Here is a 20,962-nt window from a genome sequence, read left to right on the forward strand (position 1 = left end):
ACCCGAGCAACGCCCGGTTTCCGCTGGTGGTGACCCGTGAGTGCTTTGGGGGGCTATAGCACCACAAAGCACTCACGGCAGTTGGCCAGCGGAAACGGAACTTCAGGCGGTCGGGGCCGGGGCCGTGGTGAGGTCGGCGAGGAACTTCTCGCACCACTCCAGGAGGGCGTCGTCGCGCAGCGGCGGGGCGCCCATGCGGCCGCCGGCCGCTCCTTCCGTCGGGCGCGGCACCGACACCGTGCGCACCGCCGGCTTGTAGACCGCCTTCGGGTACAGGCGCTTGAGGCGCACCTGCTTGGAGTCCAGCAGCTCCAGCGGCGCCAAGCGCAGCGACGCGCCCTGCAGCGTCACCTCGCGGACACCGTGCTCCCGGCAGCGCTGCCGGAACCGCGCCACCTTCAGCAACCGCTCCACCGGCTCCGGCAGCGGCCCGTACCGGTCGGCCAGCTCGGCGCGCACCGCTTCCAGCGCCTCCTCGTCGGCGGCCGCCGCCAGCTTGCGGTAGGCCTCCAGGCGCAGCCGCTCGCCCGGCACGTAGTCGTGCGGGATGTGCGCGTCGAGCGGCAGGTCCACCCGGACGTCGGTGAGCTCCTCCTCCGCCTCGCCGGGCTCGGCACCCGCGTGCTTGCGGAAGGCGTCCACCGCCTCGCCGACCAGCCGGACGTACAGGTCGAAGCCCACGCCCGCGATGTGCCCGGACTGCTCGGCGCCGAGGATGTTGCCCGCGCCGCGGATCTCCAGGTCCTTCATGGCCACCGCCATGCCCGCGCCCAGCTCGGAGTTCTGCGCGATGGTCGCCAGCCGGTCGTGCGCGGTGTCGGTCAGCGGCTTCTCCGGCGGGTACAGGAAGTAGGCGTAGCCGCGCTCCCGCGCTCGCCCGACGCGGCCGCGCAGCTGGTGCAGCTGGGCGAGGCCGAGCAGGTCGGAGCGGTCCACGATCAGCGTGTTGGCGTTGGAGATGTCCAGGCCGGTCTCCACGATCGTGGTGCACACCAGCACGTCGTGCTCGCGCTCCCAGAACCCCTGGATGATCTTCTCCAGCCGGTCCTCGTTCATCTGCCCGTGCGCGGTGACGATCCGCGCCTCCGGCACCAGCTCGCGCAGCTGCCGCGCCACCTTCTCGATGTCGTTCACCCGGTTGTGCACGAAGAACACCTGGCCGTCGCGCAGCAGCTCGCGGCGGATCGCGGCGGCGACCTGCTTCTGGTCGTAGGCGCCGACGTAGGTGAGGATCGGGTGCCGCTCCTCCGGCGGGGTGAGGATGGTCGACATCTCGCGGATGCCCGCCATGCTCATCTCCAGCGTCCGCGGGATGGGCGTCGCGGACATGGTCAGCACGTCCACGTGCGTGCGCAGGGCCTTGATGTGCTCCTTGTGCTCGACGCCGAAGCGCTGCTCCTCGTCGACGATCACCAGCCCCAGGTCCTTGTAGCGGATGCCGGTCTGCAGCAGCCGGTGGGTGCCGATCACGATGTCGACCTCGCCGTCGGCCAGGCCCTTGACGGTCTGCTCGGACTCCATCGGGTCGGTGAACCGGGACAGGCCCTTGATGTTCACCGGGAACGAGCGCATCCGGTCGGTGAAGGTGTTCAGGTGCTGCTGGGCGAGCAGCGTGGTCGGCACCAGCACGGCGACCTGCTTGCCGTCCTGCACCGCCTTGAACGCCGCGCGCACCGCGATCTCGGTCTTGCCGTAGCCGACGTCGCCGCAGATCACCCGGTCCATCGGCACCGGGCGCTGCATGTCCGCCTTGACCTCGTCGATGGCGGCCAGCTGATCACCGGTCTCGGTGTAGGGGAAGGCGTCCTCCAGCTCCCGCTGCCACGGGGTGTCCGCGCCGAAGGCGTGCCCGGGCGAGGACTGCCGGGCGGCGTAGAGCTGCACCAGCTCGGCGGCGATCTCCTTGACCGCCTTGCGGGCCTTGGCCTTGGTGTTCTTCCAGTCCGACCCGCCGAGCTTGTTCAGCGTCGGCGTCTCGCCGCCGACGTACCGGCTGACCTCGTCGAGCTGGTCGGTGGGCACGAACAGCCGGTCGCCGGGCTGGCCGCGCTTGCTCGCCGCGTACTCCAGCACCAGGTACTCGCGGGTGGCACCGCCGACGGTGCGCTGCACCATCTCCACGTACTTGCCGATGCCGTGCTGCTCGTGCACCACGAAGTCGCCGGCCTTGAGCGCCAGCGGGTCGACCGCGTTGCGCCGCCGCGACGGCATCCGCCGCATGTCCTTGGTCGACGTCCCGCCGCGACCGCCGGTCAGGTCCGCCTCGGTGAGCACCACCAGCGCGATGCCGGGCGCGGCGAAGCCGTCCTCCAGGCCGCCGCGCACCACCGTGACGACGCCCGCTTCGGGCTCGGTCTCCAGCCCGTCCTCGGCCAGCCGCGCCGGCAGCTCGGCCTCGCGCAGCTGCTGCACCGCACGCTGCGCGGTGCCCGCGCCCGCCACGACCAGCATCGCCGCTCCGCCCGATGCGGTGTGCGCGCGCAGGTCCGCGAAGGCCCGCTCGATCTCGCCGCGATAGGCGTCGACCTGCTTGAGGACCAGCCGGATGACCTCGTCGTCCTCGCCCTCTTCGCTGGTCAGCTGGGTCAGCGGCCACCAGGGCAGGCCGGCGGACACGGTGTGCTCGGCGACCTCGGCCAGGCTGCGGTAGGCCGACGCGCCGAGGTCGATCGGCGCCTTGCCACCGTCCGCGGCGACCATCCAGGACGCCTCCAGGAACTCCTGGCCGGTGCGCACCAGGTCCGCGGCGCGGGCGTGGATCTTCTCCGGATCGGCCAGCAGCACGTGCGTGCCGGTCGGCAGCAGATCCGTCAGCAGCTGCATCTCGCCTTCGCACAGCGCCGGGATCAGCGCCTCCATGCCCTCCACCGGCGCGCCGCCGGCGATCTTGCCGAGCATCTCCGCGAGGTGGGTGTCGGTCTGGTGCTGCTCGGCGAGCTTCGCGGCGCGCTCGGCGACCTGGTCGCTGATCAGCAGCTCCCGGCAGGCCGGGGCGAACAGCTCGGTGTCCTGCGCGTCCGCCAGCGAGCGCTGGTCGGCCACCGCGAACGGGCGGATCTCGGTGACCTCGTCGCCCCAGAACTCCACCCGCAGCGGGTGCTCCTCGGTCGGCGGGAACACGTCGACGATGCCGCCGCGCACCGCGAACTCACCGCGCTTCTCCACCATGTCGACCCGGTCGTAGGCCAGCGCGGCGAGCCGCTCCACCAGCTCTTCGAAGTCGTGCTCGACGCCGACCGACAGCCGCACCGGGCGCAGCTCGCCCAGGCCCGGCGCGATCGGCTGGATCAGGCTGCGCACGGTCGTGACGAGAACTTTGACCTGGCCGTGCGCGTGCTCTTCGGGGTGCGCGAGGCGGCGCAGCACCGACAGCCGCCTGCCCACGGTGTCCGCGCGCGGGGAAAGCCGTTCGTGCGGCAGGGTTTCCCAGGACGGGAACACCTCCACGCCGCCCGGCCCGAGCAGGTCGGAGACCGCGGCGGCGGCCTCCTCGGCCTCCCGGCCGGTGGCGGTGACCAGCAGCACCGGGCGGTCGGCGCCGTCCGCGGCGGCCAGCGACGCGGCGGTCAGCGAACGCGCCGCGACCGGGCCCTCCAGGACCAGCCGCGGTCGGCCTGCGGCCTTGACGACCTGCTGGAACGCGGGATCGCGCAGCACGATGTGGAGCAGTCCGCGCAGGGGACCGGCCTGGCTCATGGAGCTACCTCGCAGCAGAGATCGCGAAATGCGGACACACCCCTGCCCGGGACGGAAACGTCACGCCGGGAGGAGCGACGACCCCAGACTACGACTCCGCCCGGACACCAACCCAGCGACCCGACGCCCCAACAGCCCGACCCCCCCCCGAACCGTCGCCACGCCGGATCGACACCCCGCCCCCGGAGAGCGACCTCCGCAATTTCAATGGAAATCAGCCATCCAATTTCAATGGAAATCGCACCCCGTCGGCGTGTCGCCTCGCGACACGCCGACGGGGTGTCGGAAGTTGCGCGATTTCAATGGAAATTGGACATCCAATTTCCATTGAAATCGCGGACCGGCAGCGTCTCGGACCACTGGTGGCCCGGGCCCGCGCACGGTGACCGGCCACTCGACGGCTACTTGGTGGACAGGCGGGGCTTGTGCTCCAGGTGGGACAGACCGTTCCAGGCGAGGTTGACCAGGTGCGCGGCCACCTCTTCCTTCTTCGGCTTGTGCGCCTCCAGCCACCACTGGCCGGTCAGCGCGACCATGCCCACCAGGGCCTGGCTGTAGAGCGGGGCCAGCTTCGCGTCGTAGCCGCGGGCGCTGAACTGCAGCGCGAGGATGTGCTCGACCTGGCTGGCGATGTCGTTGAGCAGGCTGGAGAAGGTGCCGCTGTTGCTGGCCACCGGCGAGTCCCGGACCAGCACGCGGAAGCCGTCGGTGTTGTTGTCGATGTAGTCCAGCAGCGCCCGCGCCGCCTGCTCCAGCAGGTCGCGCGGATGCCCCGCCGACAGCGCGGAGACGACCAGGTCCAGCAGGTTGCGCATCTCGCGGTCCACCACGACCGCGTACACGCCTTCCTTCCCGCCGAAGTGCTCGTACACCACGGGCTTGGACACCCCGGCGCGGTGCGCGATCTCCTCGATGGAGGTGCCGTCGAAGCCCTTCTCCGCGAACAACGCGCGGGCCACGTCGAGCAGCTGCTGCCGACGTTCCTTCCCCGTCATCCGGACCCGTGCGGTGCGCCCCGAAGGCTGCCCCGGTTCGGGCGCGTTCCGCCCGCGTCGCCGTGATACCACTCGCACCACCCTAGGCGGCAAGACCGACAGCTGTGTGCCGACCCGCGCGAAAAAATTGCCGCTCGGCAACCGCCGAACGGGCACTTCTCGACCTCGATCCGACAGCACGCGGTGTCGGGCAAGCGGGGCCAACCACTTTCGGTGGTGAAAGGCGACCGCGAAGGGCGATCGGCACCGGGAGCTGGATGTCGCATGCGCCGCAGGCGCATAGCCCACCCTCGCAACTCGCACCGCCGCGGGTTCTCAGAGGTCGCCTGGCGAGGACAGCCCGTTCGCCGTGTATCGGACATACATCAGAACGGGATCCCGCAGCCAGGCGGCCTCTGAGGTTCCGCTACCGGCACCGCCACGCAAGGCGACCACCGGAATCGGAGAGGGTCAGCCCTTGTACTCGGTGACCGCGATGCGCGCGAGGCGCTTCTCGTTGGGCCAGCGGACCTTCCAGGCCCAGCCGACCTTCTCGAAGAACCAGATCACCCGCGCCGAGATGTCCAGCTGGCCGCGCAGCACGCCGTGCCGGGCGCAGGTCGGGTCGGCGTGGTGGGAGTTGTGCCAGGACTCGCCGAAGGACAGGATCGCCAGCGGCCAGAAGTTCGCCGCCTTGTCCCGGCTCTTGAACGGGCGCTCACCGATCATGTGGCAGATCGAGTTCACCGACCACGTGATGTGGTGCAGGAACGACACGCGCACCAGTCCGGCCCAGAAGAAGGCCGTCAGCGCGCCCCACCAGGACCAGGTGATCAGCCCGCCCAGCAGCGCGGGCAGCAGGAAGCTCAGCGCCGTCCACACCGCGAACAGGCTGTTGAGCTTCACGAGCTGCCGGTCCTTGAGCAGGTCCGGGGCGAACCTGTCCTCGTTGGTCATCTCCCGCTTGAACATCCAGCCCATGTGGGAGTGCCAGAAGCCCTTGGTCAGCGCCACCGCCGAGGTGCCGAACAGCCACGGCGAGTGCGGGTCGCCCTCGCGGTCGGAGAAGGCGTGGTGCCTGCGGTGGTCGGCGACCCAGGTGATCACCGGGCCCTGCACCGCCATCATCCCGGCGATGGCCAGGGCGTACTTCACGCCGCGGTTGGCCTTGAACGACCCGTGCGTGAAGTAGCGGTGGAAGCCGACCGTGACACCGAGGCCGCTGATCATCCAGAAGGCCACGGCCAGCGCGATGTCGACCGGTCCGATGCCCCAGCCCCAGAGCACTGGGATCGAAGCGATCAGCGCGGCCATCGGAATCAGGAGAAACGCGTACACGAGGGACGAACGCCCAGCGGACTGGGGCCCCGTCGTCAGCGGTTTGGGCCCGGATTCGGCCTTCGGAGGAGCAACACCCTCGGTTGCTGCTGTCATGCTCAATACCTCGAATGGCGTTGAGGAGGTGGGAAAACTGCGATCGGCGCCGGGCTGCACGGTCCCGCAACACCTCCACCCTACGGGACCGTAACCTACGCTAGCGTAAGTTCTTCGATGCCGAATCGTCACCCCCGCGCGGCAAATTCGCGGCGTGTCTTGCCCGTCCGGGCGTGTCCGGTTCGCCCTCGTTCACCCGAACAGAGTGATCGAGCACGCAACCCCGCCCCTGCGGTTCCCGTCCCACCTACGTGCGAAACCGCCCCGGAACCCGCGGCTCGGCGAGCCCGACGCCCTCCTGCCCCGACCGCCATGTCACGATGTCGGCCGGGCACCACCGCCTGTCGCCCCGGGCCGGTAAGCTCGGGCAGCGGTGCCGGGCGTCACAAGCCGGCACCGAGGGGCGACGACGCCCGATCCGCCGTGGTGTAAAGGCAGCACCTCGGATTTTGGTTCCGATGGTCCAGGTTCGAATCCTGGCGGCGGAGCGAGCGGTCCTCCCGGACTCGACGCGGCGCGCGGCGAGGCGCACCAGCCGGGAGGCGAGGTGAACAGGGGGTGTGCGCCGCTGCGCGACGACACGACCACCGTGCCCAAAGACCCGGTGACCACGCTGAGCGAGGTGTCCGACGCGTGGTTGGTGGGACGCGCACGCGAACTGAACGCGGTCGGCCAGCACAGCGACCCGGCCGGCCAGCGCAGCACGATCCGCGAAGCCGACAACCTGCTCGCCGAGGCGCAGCGCCGCGGTGAACCCAGGATCGTCGCTCAGCTCCTGAGGCACTGCGCTTCGATGCGGCTGGCCACGCCGGGCCTGGTGGACAGCGCCGACCCGCTGCTCGACGAACTCCTCCTGCACTCCCGCCGCCACGGCCTGGACGTGCTGCAGGCCGACGCGCGCGCCCTCCGCGGCCGCCGCGCGCTGCTGGGCGGCAGCGAGGACACCGCGCTGACCGAGATCGCCTACGGCCTGGCGATGCTCGACGAGGAACTGGTGCCCGACCGCACCCTCGGCCGCCGGTCCTGGGAGCGGCTGCTGGCCACCGCGCTGATCGACATCGGCCTGGTGCTCACCCAGCTCGGCGTCTACGAGATGGCCGACGAGGTGATGGCCCGCGCCCACCAGCGGATCCGCGAGAGCGGCGGCCCGCACGAGATCGCGGTGCACATGATCAACCGGTGCCGGATGCTGCTCGGCTGGGGACTGCGGCTGGAGCGCATCGGGCAGGACGAGGAAGCCGCCGCCCGCTTCGCCACCGCATCGGCCATCGCCGTGGCCGTCGAGGGCCCGTGGCGCGAGTCGCTGTTCCCCCGCGTCTCCGACCGCCCGGCCGCCGAGCAGATGCCGGTGCTCGGCGCCGCGCACGCGCTCGCCCAACCGCACGCCGAGCACATCGAGCGGCTGGAAATACTGCGCGACCTCGACCGCGCGATCCACCCGCGGGAGAAGATCATCGTGGCGATCGCCCTCTCCCGCTGCCTCACCCGCGCCAACCGCGGCGACCGCGCCGTGCAGGTGCTCTCCGAGACCAGGGCAGAACTGGACTCCGACACCTCGGAGCCGACGCTGCGCATCTCGCTGGCCCGCGAGTACGCCCACCTGACGGAGCTGGACAGCGCCGACGTGCACGAGGCGCTGCGCGAGTACGCGCTGGAGCTGGAGACCGAGCTGTGGACCATGCGCCAGGCGCGGCTGTCCACTCTGGTCACCAGGCTGGAGCACTCCCGGCTCAGCCACAAGCACGACGCGATCACCCGGCAGGCCCTGCAGGACCCGCTGACCGGCCTGTCCAACCGGCGCGCCCTCGACGACCGGCTGGAGGCGCTGCTCAACGAACCCGACGCCGATCCGCTCACGGTGGCGCTGGTCGACCTCGACGGGTTCAAGGGCGTCAACGACCGCTGCTCGCACGCGGAGGGCGACGACGTGCTGCGCATCGTCGCGCTGACCTTGCGCGACACGCTGCGCACCGACGACTTCGTCGCACGCTACGGCGGCGACGAGTTTGTCGTGCTCCTGCCGGGCGCGACGCTGGGCGCGGCCGAGGCCGCGTTGCAGCGCGCGGTCGAAGCGGTGGACCGCTTGCCCGCCGAGCACATCCACGGCGTCACGCTGTCGATCGGCGTCGTCGCGATGCGCCCGCAGGAGTCGGCGGCGCAGGTGCTGGCGCGCGCGGACGCCGCGATGTACCAGGCGAAGCGCGGCGGCGGCAACCGCGTGGCGGCGCTCGCCGGCGGGGCGATCCCGCCGCCGAACCATCCTTCCGAGGATCACTCCGTGTGGATCCCGCCGGACGCGCTCTAACCCGATCGAGTAGGCGACCTCGGGCGTCCCGAACCGGACAGGTCGACCGAAAGTGCTCACCGGCCGTCGCGCAGAGGAGTGGAACCGGTCACTGACGAGCCGTTCCGAAGATCACATTTGCCCAGCTCGGAACGCCTGTCGAAGCTCATCTCCCACCTGTTCAGCGGTACCATCGCACCCGCCGGAAGTCCCGCAGGGGCACTGGACCAGCAGCCGCGCCGGTCCGGTTACCCTTCACCCGCTTGGACGCAACAGGCACTGCCGGCCACCTCAAGCCGCACAGAGATCAAGGGAGAGCGCAGATGCTCCAGGGCGACACCGCCCCGCCCTCCTCCCGCCGCGCCGACGCACATCCTGACCCGGTCAGCACGATCGTGCTCGCCGCAGGCGAGGGCACCAGGATGCGATCGGCGACCCCGAAGGTGCTGCACCGGCTCGCGGGCAGACCGCTTGTCGAGCACGCCGTCCGGGCTGCGGCCGGAGTCGAACCCGATTCGCTGGTGGTCGTGCTGGGGCATGGTCGCGATGCGGTCGCCGAGCACCTCGACGGCGTGGCCGCGGCGCTCGACCTCCCGATCAGCACCGCCGTCCAGGAGCAGCAGCTGGGCACCGGGCACGCGGTGTCCTGCGGGCTCAGCGCCCTGCCGTCCGGGCTCACCGGCACGGTCCTGGTCAGCTACGGCGACGTGCCGCTGCTCGACGGCGAAGCGCTGCGCGGGCTGCTCGCCGAGCACACCGGTGCGGGCAACGCGGTCACCGTGCTCACCGCCGTGGTCGACGAGCCCACCGGCTACGGCCGGATCGTGCGCGACGCCGACGGCAACGTCACCGGAATCGTGGAGCAGAAGGACACCACCCCGGAGCAGGCGGAGATCACCGAGATCAACTCCGGTGTCTACGCCTTCGACGCCGAGGTGCTCGCCGACGCGCTCAAGCGGCTGTCCACCGACAACGCCCAGGGCGAGCTCTACCTGACCGACGTGCTGGCCATCGCGCGCGGCGACGGCCGCCCGGTGGGCGCGCTGGTGTGCGCCGACCAGTGGCTGGTGGAGGGCGTCAACGACCGGGTGCAGCTGTCCCGGCTCGGTGCCGAGCTCAACCGCCGCCTGCTGCTGCGCTGGATGCGCGCGGGCGTCACGATCACCGACCCCGCTTCGGTGTGGCTGGACTGCGACGTGGTGCTGGACCGCGACGTGCTGATCGAGCCGGGCGTGCAGCTGCGCGCCGGGACGACCGTCGGCGAGGGCGCCACCATCGGCCCGGACACCACGCTGACCGGCTGCACCGTGCACCCCGGCGCGTCCGTCGTGCGCACCCACGGCGAGGGCGCCGAGGTCGGACCGGGCGCGAGCGTCGGACCGTTCGCGTTCCTGCGCCCCGGCACCGAGCTCGCCGCGAAGGGCAAGATCGGCACCTTCGTGGAGACCAAGAACGCCCAGATCGGTGAGGGCACCAAGGTGCCGCACCTGACCTACGTCGGCGACGCGACGATCGGTGCGCGCACCAACATCGGCGCGGCCACGATCTTCGTCAACTACGACGGGGTGAACAAGCACCGCACCGTGATCGGGTCGCACGCCCGCACCGGCGCGGACAACACCTTCGTCGCCCCGGTCGAGATCGGCGACGGCGCCTACACCGCCGCCGGCTCGACGATCACCCAGGATGTCCCGCCGGGGGCGATGGCCGTCGCCCGCGGCAGGCAACGCAACGTCGAGGGCTGGGTGGCCAGGCGCCGCTCCGGCACCCCGGCGGACGAGGCCGCACAGCAGGCCTTGGCGAAGGAACCCACCACGAATCCGACGGAAGACGTCCAACGCCGGACGTCGAACGGGGAGGGACGATGACCGTGAGTGCCATGTCTGCGACGCCGAAGAAGAGCCTCAAGCTCTTCTCCGGCAGCAGCCACCCGGAACTTGCCGAGGAGGTGGCCAAGCAGCTCGACGTAACGGTCACGCCCCAGGCTGCCTACAAGTTCGCCAACGGCGAGATCTTCGTGCGCTACGACGAGTCGGTGCGCGGCTGCGACGCCTTCGTCATCCAGTCGCACTGCAACCCGCTCAACGACGCCATCATGGAACAGCTGATCATGGTGGACGCGCTCAAGCGGGCCAGCGCCAAGCGCATCACCGTGGTCATGCCGTTCTACGGCTACGCCCGGCAGGACAAGAAGCACAAGGGCCGCGAGCCGATCTCGGCGCGGTTGATCGCGGACCTGTTCAAGACCGCGGGCGCCGACCGCATCATGGCGATCGACCTGCACACCGACCAGATCCAGGGCTTCTTCGACGGTCCGGTGGACCACCTGATGGCGCAGAAGCTGCTGGCCAGCTACATCCGAGACACCTACACGGATGAGCAGATCACGGTGGTCTCCCCCGACTCCGGCCGCGTCCGGGTGGCGGAGAAGTGGGCCGACGACCTGGGTGGCACGCCGCTGGCGTTCATCCACAAGACCCGCGACCCCAGCAAGCCCAACCAGGTGGTCGCCAACCGCGTCGTCGGTGACGTCGAGGGCCGGCTGTGCGTGCTGGTCGACGACATGATCGACACCGGCGGCACGATCACCAAGGCCACCGAGCAGCTGCTGGCCGCCGGTGCCAAGGACGTGATCATCGCGGCGACGCACGCGGTGCTGTCCGGCCCGGCGGTGGAGCGCCTGTCCTCCTGCGGCGCGAAGGAGGTCGTGCTGACCAACACGCTGCCGATCCCGGAGGAGCGCCGCTTCCCGAACCTCACGGTCCTGTCGATCGCCCCGCTCGTCGCGGAAGCGATCCACCAGGTCTTCGAGGACGGCTCCGTAACGAGCCTCTTCGACGGCCGCGCCTGAGTCCCAGCGCACAACGGCCCCGGCCCCACTTCGGTGGGCCGGGGCCGTTGTCGTCGTCCCGGTGCGATTTCAATGGAAATCAGACGTCCGATTTCCATTGAAATCGCACCCTGCCCGCAACTTCCATTGAAATCGAAGACCTGATTTCAATGGAAGTTGCGGGCACCTCGGTGCGTCGTCGTCAGACGGTGGTGACGACCTCGGAGTAGTCGAGGCGCGGGAGGCGGTCGAACCAGGCGCCCTCGGCGGCCGGCTTTCCGATGTTGACCGCCACCAGGACCTGCTGCTTGCCGCCCGGGAAGAACTCCGCGTTGATGCCCGCCGCGTCGAAGCCGGTCATCGGGCCCGCCGCCAGACCCGCGGCGCGGACGCCGAGGATGAAGTAGGCGATCTGCAGCGACGCGTTGAGCTTCGCGTTCTTCTCGCGGAAGTCGTCGTCGGCGAAGATGTCCTTCGCGTTCGGGTTCGGCGGGAAGACCCGCGGCAGGTTCTCGTGGAAGTCGGTGTCGGCGGCCAGCAGCGCCACCAGCGGGGCCTTCTCGGACTTGCCCCGGTTGCCCTCCATCAAGTGCGGCAGCAGGCGCCGCTTGCCCTCGTCGGAGCGCACCAGCACGATCCGCAGCGGCTGCTGGTTCATCGACGTCGGGGCCCACTTGACCAGGTCGTAGATGGCCTGGACCTGCTCGTCGGACACCGGCTCGTCGGTGAACGCGTTCGCGGTGCGGGCCTCGCGGAACAGCAGGTCCTGCGCCTCGGTGCCGAGCACGAGCTGCGCCTGGTCGGTTGCGGTCATGGTGCTTCTCCATACGGGTTGGTTCGCGGTGGGCCCGCCTGCGGGCGGACCCACCCCACGACAACCATGTGAAGCTTCAAATATTCCCGCTGAGCCGCTCCCCGGCGAGTGGTCAGCGCGACACCCAGCTCACTCGGTGAAGATGCCGACCAGTTCGTTGAAGGCCACGCCGACGAACAGAGCCAGGCACAGCACCATCATCGTGTTCGACAGCCACCGCGACCGGTGCTCGGCGGGCATCATCGTCTTCGAGTTCAGCAGCACCAGCAGGGTTCCCGCCAGGAATGGCATGAACAGCGCGCCCAGCACGCCGTAGACCACGGTCAGCTGGAACGGCTTGCCCAGGAACAGCAGCAGCATCGGCGGGAAGGTCAGCCACAGCAGGTAGACCCGGTACGCCGTGCTGTTCATCCCGGCCTTGTGGTCGTAGTCGGCCGCGGTCTCCGGCGGCGCGTCCTTGGGCAGCCGCCAGGTGCGCCACCAGTCCGCGAACAGCAGGCTGACGCCGTTCCACACGCCGATCACCGAGCTGAACGCGACGGCGAAGAAGCCCACCAGGAACGGGATCCGCGCCCACTGCCCGTAGTCGGCGGCCAGCGTGTCGCTCAGCTGCAGCAGGCCCTTGTCGCCGCTGGTCAGGTCGTGCCCGAGCAGGATCTCGGCGCCGACCACCAGCATCGCGACCACGAAGATGCCGGTGGTGATGTAGCCGACCGCGTTGTCCGCGCGCATGAACGGCATCCAGCTCGGGGCCCGCCAGCCCTTGGCGAAGGTCCAGTAGCCGTAGGCGGCCATGGTGATCGTGCCGCCGACGCCGCCCATCAGCCCGAGGACGTAGGCCACCGAGCCCTCCGGCAGCGTCGGCACCAGGCCCGCGCCCAGCTCCAGCAGGTTCGGCCCGACCATGATCGCGGTGCCCACCACGGTCACGAACATGACGCCGACCAGCACCGTCATGATCTTCTCGAGCACCGCGTAGCGGCCGAACCAGACCAGCGCCAGCCCGAGCAGGCCGCAGATGATGCCCCACGCGCTGACCGGCAGCACCGGGAACAGCGCGTTCAGCGGCAGCGCCGAGGCCGACATCGCGGTGGCGCCGTAGACGAAGCCCCAGATCACGGTGTAGATGCCGAAGTAGCCGACCGCCCAGCGGCCCATGGTTCGCCAGCCGGCCAGCATGGTGCGCCCGGAGGCCAGGTGCCAGCGCCCCACGGCCTCGCCGAGCGCCAGCTTGAACAGGGTGCCCAGCACCACGGCCCAGAACAGGGCGTACCCGAAGCGGGAACCCGCGACGAGGGTGGCCACCAGGTCTCCGGCCCCGACACCGGTGGCCGCGGCCATGATGCCGGGACCGACCTGCTTGAGCCTGGCCTTCCAGGTCGGTTCGGGCGCGGTGGCACCCGAGGAGTTCACGTCAGCAGCAGACATGCCGGGGAAGTTAACCCGGAATTCCGGGAATTACCGATCCAGGCGACCGAACCGTGACGTCACCGCGCACCGCCGATACCCCACGCGGCCGGTCAGTAGCCGACGGTGAAGCGCTGCCGCTGGTGGGCGGGCTTTTCGAGCTCGTCGACGAACGCGATCGCGTAGTCGTCACCACCGATCGCGGAGTTCCCGTCGGCATCGGTCACCAGCACGTCCCCGCCGAGCCGGTAGGAACCGGTGCGCTCGCCGGGCGCGTAGGCGCCGAAGGTGCCCGCGGGGCTGAGGTAGAACCAGTCCACCCCGTCCGGGGCCTCGCGCAGCGCGGCCAGGACTTCGGCGTGCGCCCCGGCCTCCGGCTTGAACTCCGCCGGGAACTCCGGTGTGTCGATCACCCGCGGCCCGTCCTCGGACACCCGCAGGCTGCCCGCGCCACCGACCACACCGATCCGGGCGCCGTGCCGCTCCGCCGCGGCGAACAGGGTGGGCAGCGCGTCGAGCAGCTTCGTGCCGTCGGGCATCGGGCGGCCGGGGATCGCCACGACCACCGCGTCGGCGCCCGCCGTCACGTCGAGCACGAACTCCGCGTCGTGCAGCGAACCCGCCGCCTTCGGCTCCGGCAGCGATTCGGCGTTCCGCGCGATGCCGAGCACCTCGTGCCCGCGCCGCCTCGCTTCCGCACCGATCCGACCGCCCGCGTAACCGGTGGCGCCGAACAGAACCAGTCGCATCAAATCCTCCTAAAGTCCTGGTCAGCGACGATAACCAGTGGTTACCGGTGACTTCAAAGTACGCCGCGCACCTGGCGGTAACCATCGAGCTCAGCGAGCCGCCCGCGGCCGGCGGCCCCCGCCGGGTCACCCGTGCGAAAACGACTATGCGAGCACCGTTTAGACTGTTCGGGTTGCCTCGGCGAGGTCGGGACGTTCGCCCGGCGTGATCGGCGCGGTGGCACGGTGGCCGCCGACCATTTCGGTTGGCGCACTGATGTCGCTCATACCCCGGGGTGCCGTGTTTCGGCACCGCGTCGATTCGCTCCAGTAGCGCGCCCCACCGCCGCAGGCCAGCGACCAATTCACGTTCGCCCGACGTCATGAGGAGTGCACCACCGTGTCCGAGGTACGTATCGCCGTCGAACAGCGCACCGAGTTCGGCAAGGGTGCGGCCCGCCGCACCCGTCGCGCCGGCAAGATCCCCGCGGTCCTCTACGGCCACGGCTCCGACCCGAAGCACCTGTCCCTGCCGTCCGTGGAGTTCGCCCGCGCCATCCGCGAGAACGGGCACAACGCGGTCCTCACGCTCGACGTGACCGGCGGTGACAGCGAGCTCGCGCTGACCAAGACCATCACCACCCACCCGATCAAGAACTACATCGAGCACGTCGACCTGCTGCTGGTCAAGCGCGGCGAGAAGGTCACCGTCTCGGTGCCGGTCGTGCTCACCGGCGACGCCGGCCCGGGCGGCCTGGTCAGCCAGGAGACCACCGAGGTCGAGATCGAGGCCGAGGCCCTGAACATCCCGGAGCAGCTGGAGCTCTCCATCGCGGGCGCCGAGGTCGGCACCCAGCTGCACGCCTCCGACATCCAGCTGCCGGCCGGTTCGGCCCTGCAGTCGGACCCGGGCACCCTGATCGTCAACGTCACCGAGGCCGCCGCCGCGATGGCCGAGGAGCCCGCCGCGGGTGAGGCCGAGGGCGAGACCTCCGAGGCCTGATAAGCCTGGCGGCGAAGCCGTCCGTGCTTGTGCGAGCGGCGGCAGCCGCTCGCAGTGCGCATGCGGGGTGACCGCCCGCGGGGCTCTGAGTGGTTTTACGGCCCCTCCGCCGTGCATTGGCCGGAGGGGCGCCCGCAGTCCGGGGAATCACTCAGGTTCCGCCAAGCGACCACCCACGCGACGCAACCGCCAACAAGCACTCAGCCCAGACGTCGGGCGCATCGCGCGCTGTCCCACTTCGTGGGGCAGCGCGCTGCGCGTTCGCCGAGCTCGCCGATCGGTGGGCGACAATGGTCTGCGCACCCAGGTAGAGCAGGAGACTCACGGTGACTTCTCCGGATGCGGTTTCGCTGATCGTCGGACTCGGCAACCCGGGCCCGCGCTACGCCGGCAACCGGCACAACATCGGCTTCCTGGTCGCCGACGAGCTCGCCGACCGGGTCGGCGGGAAGTTCAAGGCGCACAAGTCCGGCGCCGAGGTCGTCGAGGGACGGCTCGGCGGCGCGCGCGCCGTGCTGGTGAAGCCGCGTTCGTTCATGAACCTCTCCGGCGGCCCGGTGGCGGGCGCGGTGAAGTTCTACAAGGTGCCGCCGGAATCGCTGATCGTGATCCACGACGAGCTGGACCTGCCGTTCGGCACGATCCGGCTCAAGCGCGGCGGCGGCGAGAACGGCCACAACGGCCTGCGCTCGATCAGCAAGTCCCTCGGCACCCGCGACTACGTGCGGGTGCGCTTCGGCATCGACCGCCCGCCCGGCCGGATGGACCCGGCCGACTACGTCCTCAAGGACTTCGGAACCGTCGAGCGCAAGGAACTGGCGTACTTCATCGACGTCTGCGCGGACGCGGTGGAAGCGGTGGCCACCAAGGGCCTCGAAGCCGCCCAGAACCAGTTCCACTGACCCTCCCGGCTGCTGGCCGCGAGCCCACCCGGCTGCGGGTCCGGTGCAATTTCAATGGAAATCAGACGTCTGATTTCCATTGAAATTGCGGACAGTATCGGCGTGTCGGGAGGCGACACGCCGAAGATCCGCAAGTTCAATTGAAATCCGATCTTCGATTTCCATTGAAATCGCATGGCCCTGCGCGGAGCCGGTGGACCTGCGCGGAGCCGGTGGGCCGAGCGGTGGGGTCGGTCGGTGGGACGAGCGGTGGAGTCAGTCGGTGGGGACGAGGGCCGCGGTGGCGGCTCGTTGGAGCTTGCCGGACGGGGTCTTCGGCAGCGAGCCGGGTGCGAGCACCACGACCGCCGACGGGCGGACGCCGACCGCGTCGACCACGCGGGCCGCGACCTCCTTGCGCAGCGCCTTCTCCGCCGCTTCGTCGCCCGCCAGGCGGGACTCCAGCACCACCGCGAACCGCTCGCGACGGCTCCCGGCCTCCAGCCGGACCGCGGCCGCGTTGCCCGCCCGCACCCCTTCGACCTCGCCGGCGGCCCGCTCGATGTCGATCGGGTAGATGTTGCGCCCGCCCATGATGATCACGTCCTTGCGCCGACCGCAGATCACCACCTGCCCGTCGACCAGGTAGCCGTCGTCGCCGGTGTCCAGCCAACCAGCGCTGTCCTGAGTGGACAGCGGTCCGTCGACGGTCAGGTAGCCGGGCGTCACGGCCGCACCGCGGATGCGCAACCGCCCGACCTGCCGCTCCCCCAGCCGCCGCCCGTCGTCGTCCACGACGTCGACCTCCAGCCCCGGCAACGGCCCGCCGAGCAGCGCGAACTGCCGCGCCCGCGCGGTGTCCGGCGACACCGGCTCCGCCCGCCGCCGCTCCAGCGCGTCGCCGTCGACGACGTCGACGTCCAGCCCGCGCCCGAGCGGCGCGAAGGAGACGGCGAGCGTCGCCTCGGCCATCCCGAAGGCGCACACCATGCTGGTCGAGCTCAGCCCGAAGCGCGCGCCCGCCTCGGTGAAGGTCCGCACCGCGGCAGGATCGATCGGTTCCGCGCCGTTGAGCGTGAAGCGCACGCTGGAGAGGTCGAAGTCGCCGTCGTCGGCGCGGGCCATCCGGCGGCCGACGATCGCGTAGGCGAAGTTCGGCGCGGCCGTCACGGTGCCGCGGTACTTGGTGATCAGCTCGGGCCACAGCAGCGGCCGGGACAAGAAGTCCGCCGGGGTGACCTTGACCGCCGACATGCCGATGGCCATCGGCACCGTCAGGCACCCGACCATGCCCATGTCGTGGAACAGCGGCAGCCAGGACACCGCCACATCGCGCTCGGCGTCCAGCTCGGCTGCCTCGACCATCGCCAGCAGGTTCGCGTGCAGGTTGCCGTGGGTGATCCGCACGGCCTTGGGATCAGCGGTGGAGCCACTGGTCAGCTGCAGCAGCGCGGTGGCGTCCTCACCCACCTCGACGGGCCCGGCCAGCGGAGCGGCATCGGACTCGGCGAGCGCGGCCAGGTCCCGGTGCGCGATCGAATTCTCGTCCAGCAACCCGGAGAGCTGCTCGAACGGCGGCCCCAGCAGCACCAGCCGGGCGCCGATCATCTTCAGCACCCGCAAGGTGTCCTCGGCCCAGTGCGCGAGATCCGTCCGAGGGGTCGGCTGGTGCAGCATCGTCACGCTGCCACCGCCGAGCCACACGGCCTGCACGGCGGGCGCGATCAGCGCCGGATCAGCGGCCAGGACCGCGACGGCGGCACCGGGCCTGAGCTCCGCGCCGAGCGCCCCGGCGATCCCCAGCGCATCGGCGTGCACCTGGCCCCACGTGCGGAACCAGGGCTCCGCGGGCTCGCCCGTGGTCAACCCGCGCCCGTCGTCCCCGGAATTGCGCTGAGCGGACGCCACCAGTGCTTCCACGAACCGACTCATGTGACGCAGCTTACAGCTCAGCGATCTCCGCCACCGCAGCCGACGAACCAGTGCGGTACCGAGCTGTAGCTTCAGCACATGTACCGGTTCGGGCACCTCGGAGCCTTCAAGACGGCGCCTGCTCCCGCCGCCGCGATCCACGACGGGGACCTGGCGAGGCTCGAAGCGCTGCGCGCGGAAGGCTGGGACCCGGACGCGGAGATCCCGCTCAGCACGTCGATCGCGGAGATCCCGCTCCGCCTCGCGCTGATCGCCGGCAGGAACGAGATCGTCGAATGGCTGATCAGCGGTGGAGCGTCGCTGAACCTGCCGGGGAAGGGCGTCTTCCCCGCTGCCGCGCGCTACGCCCGTCCGCAGGTCCTCCGCAGGCTCGCGGCAGCGGGCGCCGACGTCCACGCGGCCACGAAGGTGGGCAACGACGCGCTCGCCGAAGCCGTCCACGGACAGCGCTGGGAGAACGTGGCGGTGATCGATGAGCTCGGCCATTCGGTCGCCGACCACGGCGGCCCCGCCTTCCGCCAACTCGTGGTGGACGGCCCGGAATCGGCCCTGGCGCTGTTCGTCGAACGAGGCGTCGACATCGACCACGCGGAGCCCGACAGCGTCTACCCGTGGGGGCCGACGCCGGTGAACGCGGTCGCGCGGTATGGAAACCTCGACCGGCTCCGGTTCCTCGTAGCGCACGGTGCCGACGTGTCGATCACCGACCGCAGCGGGATGCGGCCCTACTCCACCGCGGTCGAGCGCGGCGACGACGCGATGGCCGAATACCTGGCCTCGGTCGAGCCCGCCGAGCTGCGCTCACCGCAGCGCGCGGTCGAGCTGCTTCGCCGGTTCGAGGTTCCCGCGGACCTCGTGGCGTTCCTGCAGCGCGACGACCGCCGGATCCGACTCCCCGAAAGCGGCTTCGGCGAGCTCGACTTCTTCTCCTGCACCGATGTGTTCGAGGCAGAGCTCGACGACCGGAAGCTGCTCCGCCTGTCCCGCACCACCGAGGACTTCACCGACGTCCTGATCGTCTGGAACCCGAGCTCGAAGAAGCTCGCGTGGTTCGACCAGGAGCACGGCGAGTTCGCAGATCTCGCCTCCTGGCCGGAGTTCATCAGCGCCCCGGACGACTGGATGGCCACGATCCACGAGTGACGCCGTCAGCCCAGCTGGTCGGCGAGTTCCATCCAGCGGGCTTCGACGTCGTCCTTCTCCTGGTGCAGGCCGAGCAGCTCGGCGTTCAGCTTCGCCAGCCGCTCCGGCTCCGTCGCGGCCTCCGCGAGCTTCTCGTGCAACGCCTGCTCGCGCTGCGCGAGCTTGTCGAGCTGCCGCTCGCAGCGCGCGAGCTCCTTGCGCGCCGCGTGCTCCTCCGCGCCCGAGAGCCCGCGCGGCTCCGCCGCATCGGTGGCCTGCTTGCCGACGACGCTGTCCTCCGCCGCCAGCAGCGATTCCCGGCGAGCCAGGTACTCGTCGATGCCGCCGGGAAGGTGCGTCAGGCGGCCGTCGCCGAACAGCGCGTGCACGCTGTCGCACACACGCTCCACCAGGTACCGGTCGTGCGAGACGACCACCAGCGTGCCCGGCCAGCCGTCGAGCAGGTCCTCCAGCTGCTGCAGGGTGTCGATGTCCAGGTCGTTGGTGGGCTCGTCCAGGACCAGCACGTTCGGCTCGGCCATCAGCAGCCGCGCCAGCTGCAGCCGACGGCGCTCACCACCGGAGAGGTCCTCGACCGGCGTCCACTGCCTGCCCTTGCCGAAGCCGAACTTCTCGCCCAGCTGCGAGGCGGACAGCTCGTACTTGCCGAGGGTGACCCGCTCGGCGACGTCCTCGATCGCCTCCCGCACCCGCCATTCGCCCGGCAGGTCGTGCAGCTCCTGGGTGAGGTGCGCCAGCCGCACCGTCTTGCCCTCGATGCGCTTGCCCGCGTCCGGTTCGCGCTCACCGGCGAGCAGCTTCAGCAGCGTCGTCTTCCCGGAGCCGTTGACGCCCACCAGGCCCAGCCGGTCGCCGGGCCCGATCCGCCAGGTCACGCCGTCGAGCAGCGTGCGGCCGGCGATCCGCAGGTCGACGTCCTCCAGCTCCAGCACGGTCTTGCCCAGCCGCCGCTTGGCGAAGGCGACCAGCTCCGCGGAGTCGCGCGGTTCCGGCACGTCGGAGATCAGCGCCTCGGCAGCCTCGACCCGGTAGCGCGGCTTGGAGGTGCGGGCCTTGGCGCCGCGCTGCAGCCAGGCGAGCTCCTTGCGGGCGAGGTTCTGCCGCTTCTCCTCGACTGCCTGCGCGATGCGGGCGCGCTCGGCGCGGGCGAAGATCCAGTCCGCGTAGCCGCCCTCGTACTGCTCGACCCGGCCGTCGACGACCTCCCAGGTCCGGTTGCAGACGGTGTCCAGGAACCAGCGGTCGTGGGTGACGACCACCAACGCGCACCGGCGCTCCAGCAGGTGGTCGGCCAGCCAGCGCACGCCTTCGACGTCGAGGTGGTTCGTCGGCTCGTCCAGCACCAGCAGGTCGATGTCGCGCACCAGCGCGGCGGCCAGCGCGACCCGGCGGCGCTCGCCACCGGAGAAGTCCTTGACCGGGGTGTCCAGCCCGAGCCTGGTCATGCCGAGCCCGCCGAGCACCGACCGCACCTTCGCGTCGGCGGCCCACTCGTGCTCAGCGGTGAAGCCGTGCGGGTCGAGGACCGCGTTGCGCACGGTGGCGTCCTCGGGGAGCTCGGTGCGCTGCGTGACCACGGCCATCCGCAGATCGCGCGACTGGCTCACCCGGCCCTCGTCCGGTTCGGCGATGCCGGCGAGCACCTCCAGCAGCGTCGTCTTGCCGCCGCCGTTGAGCCCGACGACCCCGATCCGCTCGCCTGCGGACACGCCGAGGGACACACCGTCCAGCAGCGGGCGCACGCCGTAGCTCTTGTGGACCGATTCGAGATTGACCAGGTTCACCATCGAGTGCTCGTCTACTCCATCAACTGCGTTGCGTCGTCAAGGCCCGGGC

At 70.6% G+C, this 20,962-nt stretch carries 14 protein-coding genes and 1 tRNA gene; 7 read left to right on the forward strand and 8 right to left on the reverse strand.

What is annotated here, in order from left to right:
- Window positions 1-102 precede the first annotated feature (102 nt).
- The 3 genes from mfd to ATL45_RS08905 form a co-directional block, all read right to left on the reverse strand.
- Entirely contained in the window at window positions 103-3,696 is a 3,594-nt protein-coding gene (gene mfd, locus ATL45_RS08895) for a transcription-repair coupling factor (RefSeq protein WP_093155751.1), read from the reverse strand.
- A 401-nt stretch (window positions 3,697-4,097) separates the two neighbouring features.
- Window positions 4,098-4,691 (reverse strand): TetR/AcrR family transcriptional regulator, encoded by a 594-nt coding sequence (locus tag ATL45_RS08900; protein WP_093155753.1) that lies wholly within the window; start codon window positions 4,689-4,691, stop codon window positions 4,098-4,100.
- A 450-nt stretch (window positions 4,692-5,141) separates the two neighbouring features.
- The gene (locus tag ATL45_RS08905) at window positions 5,142-6,104 is read right to left on the reverse strand and encodes an acyl-CoA desaturase (protein ID WP_093155754.1); all 963 of its coding nucleotides are present in this window, start codon (window positions 6,102-6,104) and stop codon (window positions 5,142-5,144) included.
- A 417-nt stretch (window positions 6,105-6,521) separates the two neighbouring features.
- On the opposite strand from ATL45_RS08905, the gene ATL45_RS08910 reads away from it, so the two are divergent.
- The 4 genes from ATL45_RS08910 to ATL45_RS08925 all read left to right on the forward strand — a co-directional run bounded on the left by ATL45_RS08910 (window position 6,522) and on the right by ATL45_RS08925 (window position 11,239).
- Window positions 6,522-6,592 (forward strand) — tRNA-Gln (locus tag ATL45_RS08910).
- Window positions 6,593-6,651: 59 nt separating this feature from the next.
- A complete protein-coding gene (locus tag ATL45_RS08915; RefSeq protein WP_439332443.1) occupies window positions 6,652-8,409 on the forward strand; it encodes a GGDEF domain-containing protein in 1,758 nt (585 codons plus the stop codon).
- Window positions 8,410-8,711: 302 nt separating this feature from the next.
- Window positions 8,712-10,256, forward strand: coding sequence for a bifunctional UDP-N-acetylglucosamine diphosphorylase/glucosamine-1-phosphate N-acetyltransferase GlmU (gene glmU / locus ATL45_RS08920; protein ID WP_093155756.1), 1,545 nt, complete (start codon window positions 8,712-8,714; stop codon window positions 10,254-10,256).
- A 2-nt stretch (window positions 10,257-10,258) separates the two neighbouring features.
- The gene (locus ATL45_RS08925; protein ID WP_177242026.1) at window positions 10,259-11,239 is read left to right on the forward strand and encodes a ribose-phosphate diphosphokinase; all 981 of its coding nucleotides are present in this window, start codon (window positions 10,259-10,261) and stop codon (window positions 11,237-11,239) included.
- A 181-nt stretch (window positions 11,240-11,420) separates the two neighbouring features.
- Here ATL45_RS08925 and ATL45_RS08930 read toward each other — a convergent pair whose 3' ends face one another.
- The 3 genes from ATL45_RS08930 to ATL45_RS08940 all read right to left on the reverse strand — a co-directional run bounded on the left by ATL45_RS08930 (window position 11,421) and on the right by ATL45_RS08940 (window position 14,191).
- On the reverse strand, window positions 11,421-12,032 hold the full coding sequence (locus ATL45_RS08930) for a malonic semialdehyde reductase (RefSeq protein ID WP_093155758.1): 612 nt from the start codon (window positions 12,030-12,032) through the stop codon (window positions 11,421-11,423).
- Between the two features lie 129 nt (window positions 12,033-12,161).
- A complete protein-coding gene (locus ATL45_RS08935) occupies window positions 12,162-13,460 on the reverse strand; it encodes an Nramp family divalent metal transporter (protein WP_093155760.1) in 1,299 nt (432 codons plus the stop codon).
- A gap of 92 nt (window positions 13,461-13,552) precedes the next feature.
- On the reverse strand, window positions 13,553-14,191 hold the full coding sequence (locus ATL45_RS08940) for an NAD(P)-dependent oxidoreductase (protein WP_170210203.1): 639 nt from the start codon (window positions 14,189-14,191) through the stop codon (window positions 13,553-13,555).
- Between the two features lie 376 nt (window positions 14,192-14,567).
- Between ATL45_RS08940 and ATL45_RS08945 the strand changes: the two genes are divergently transcribed.
- Both ATL45_RS08945 and pth read left to right on the forward strand, forming a co-directional pair.
- A complete protein-coding gene (locus ATL45_RS08945; RefSeq protein ID WP_093155763.1) occupies window positions 14,568-15,170 on the forward strand; it encodes a 50S ribosomal protein L25/general stress protein Ctc in 603 nt (200 codons plus the stop codon).
- Between the two features lie 326 nt (window positions 15,171-15,496).
- On the forward strand, window positions 15,497-16,072 hold the full coding sequence (pth, locus tag ATL45_RS08950; RefSeq protein WP_093155764.1) for an aminoacyl-tRNA hydrolase: 576 nt from the start codon (window positions 15,497-15,499) through the stop codon (window positions 16,070-16,072).
- 255 nt (window positions 16,073-16,327) lie between these two features.
- Here pth and ATL45_RS08955 read toward each other — a convergent pair whose 3' ends face one another.
- On the reverse strand, window positions 16,328-17,983 hold the full coding sequence (locus tag ATL45_RS08955; protein WP_093155766.1) for a fatty acyl-AMP ligase: 1,656 nt from the start codon (window positions 17,981-17,983) through the stop codon (window positions 16,328-16,330).
- Window positions 17,984-18,061: 78 nt separating this feature from the next.
- On the opposite strand from ATL45_RS08955, the gene ATL45_RS08960 reads away from it, so the two are divergent.
- The gene (locus ATL45_RS08960) at window positions 18,062-19,126 is read left to right on the forward strand and encodes an ankyrin repeat domain-containing protein (protein ID WP_093155767.1); all 1,065 of its coding nucleotides are present in this window, start codon (window positions 18,062-18,064) and stop codon (window positions 19,124-19,126) included.
- 5 nt (window positions 19,127-19,131) lie between these two features.
- Here ATL45_RS08960 and ATL45_RS08965 read toward each other — a convergent pair whose 3' ends face one another.
- Window positions 19,132-20,913, reverse strand: a complete 1,782-nt coding sequence (locus ATL45_RS08965; protein ID WP_093155769.1) for an ABC-F family ATP-binding cassette domain-containing protein — start codon at window positions 20,911-20,913, stop codon at window positions 19,132-19,134.
- Between the last annotated feature and the right edge of the window lie 49 nt (window positions 20,914-20,962).

The sequence above is a fragment of the Saccharopolyspora antimicrobica genome (assembly GCF_003635025.1).
Taxonomy (GTDB): Bacteria; Actinomycetota; Actinomycetes; order Mycobacteriales; family Pseudonocardiaceae; genus Saccharopolyspora; species Saccharopolyspora antimicrobica.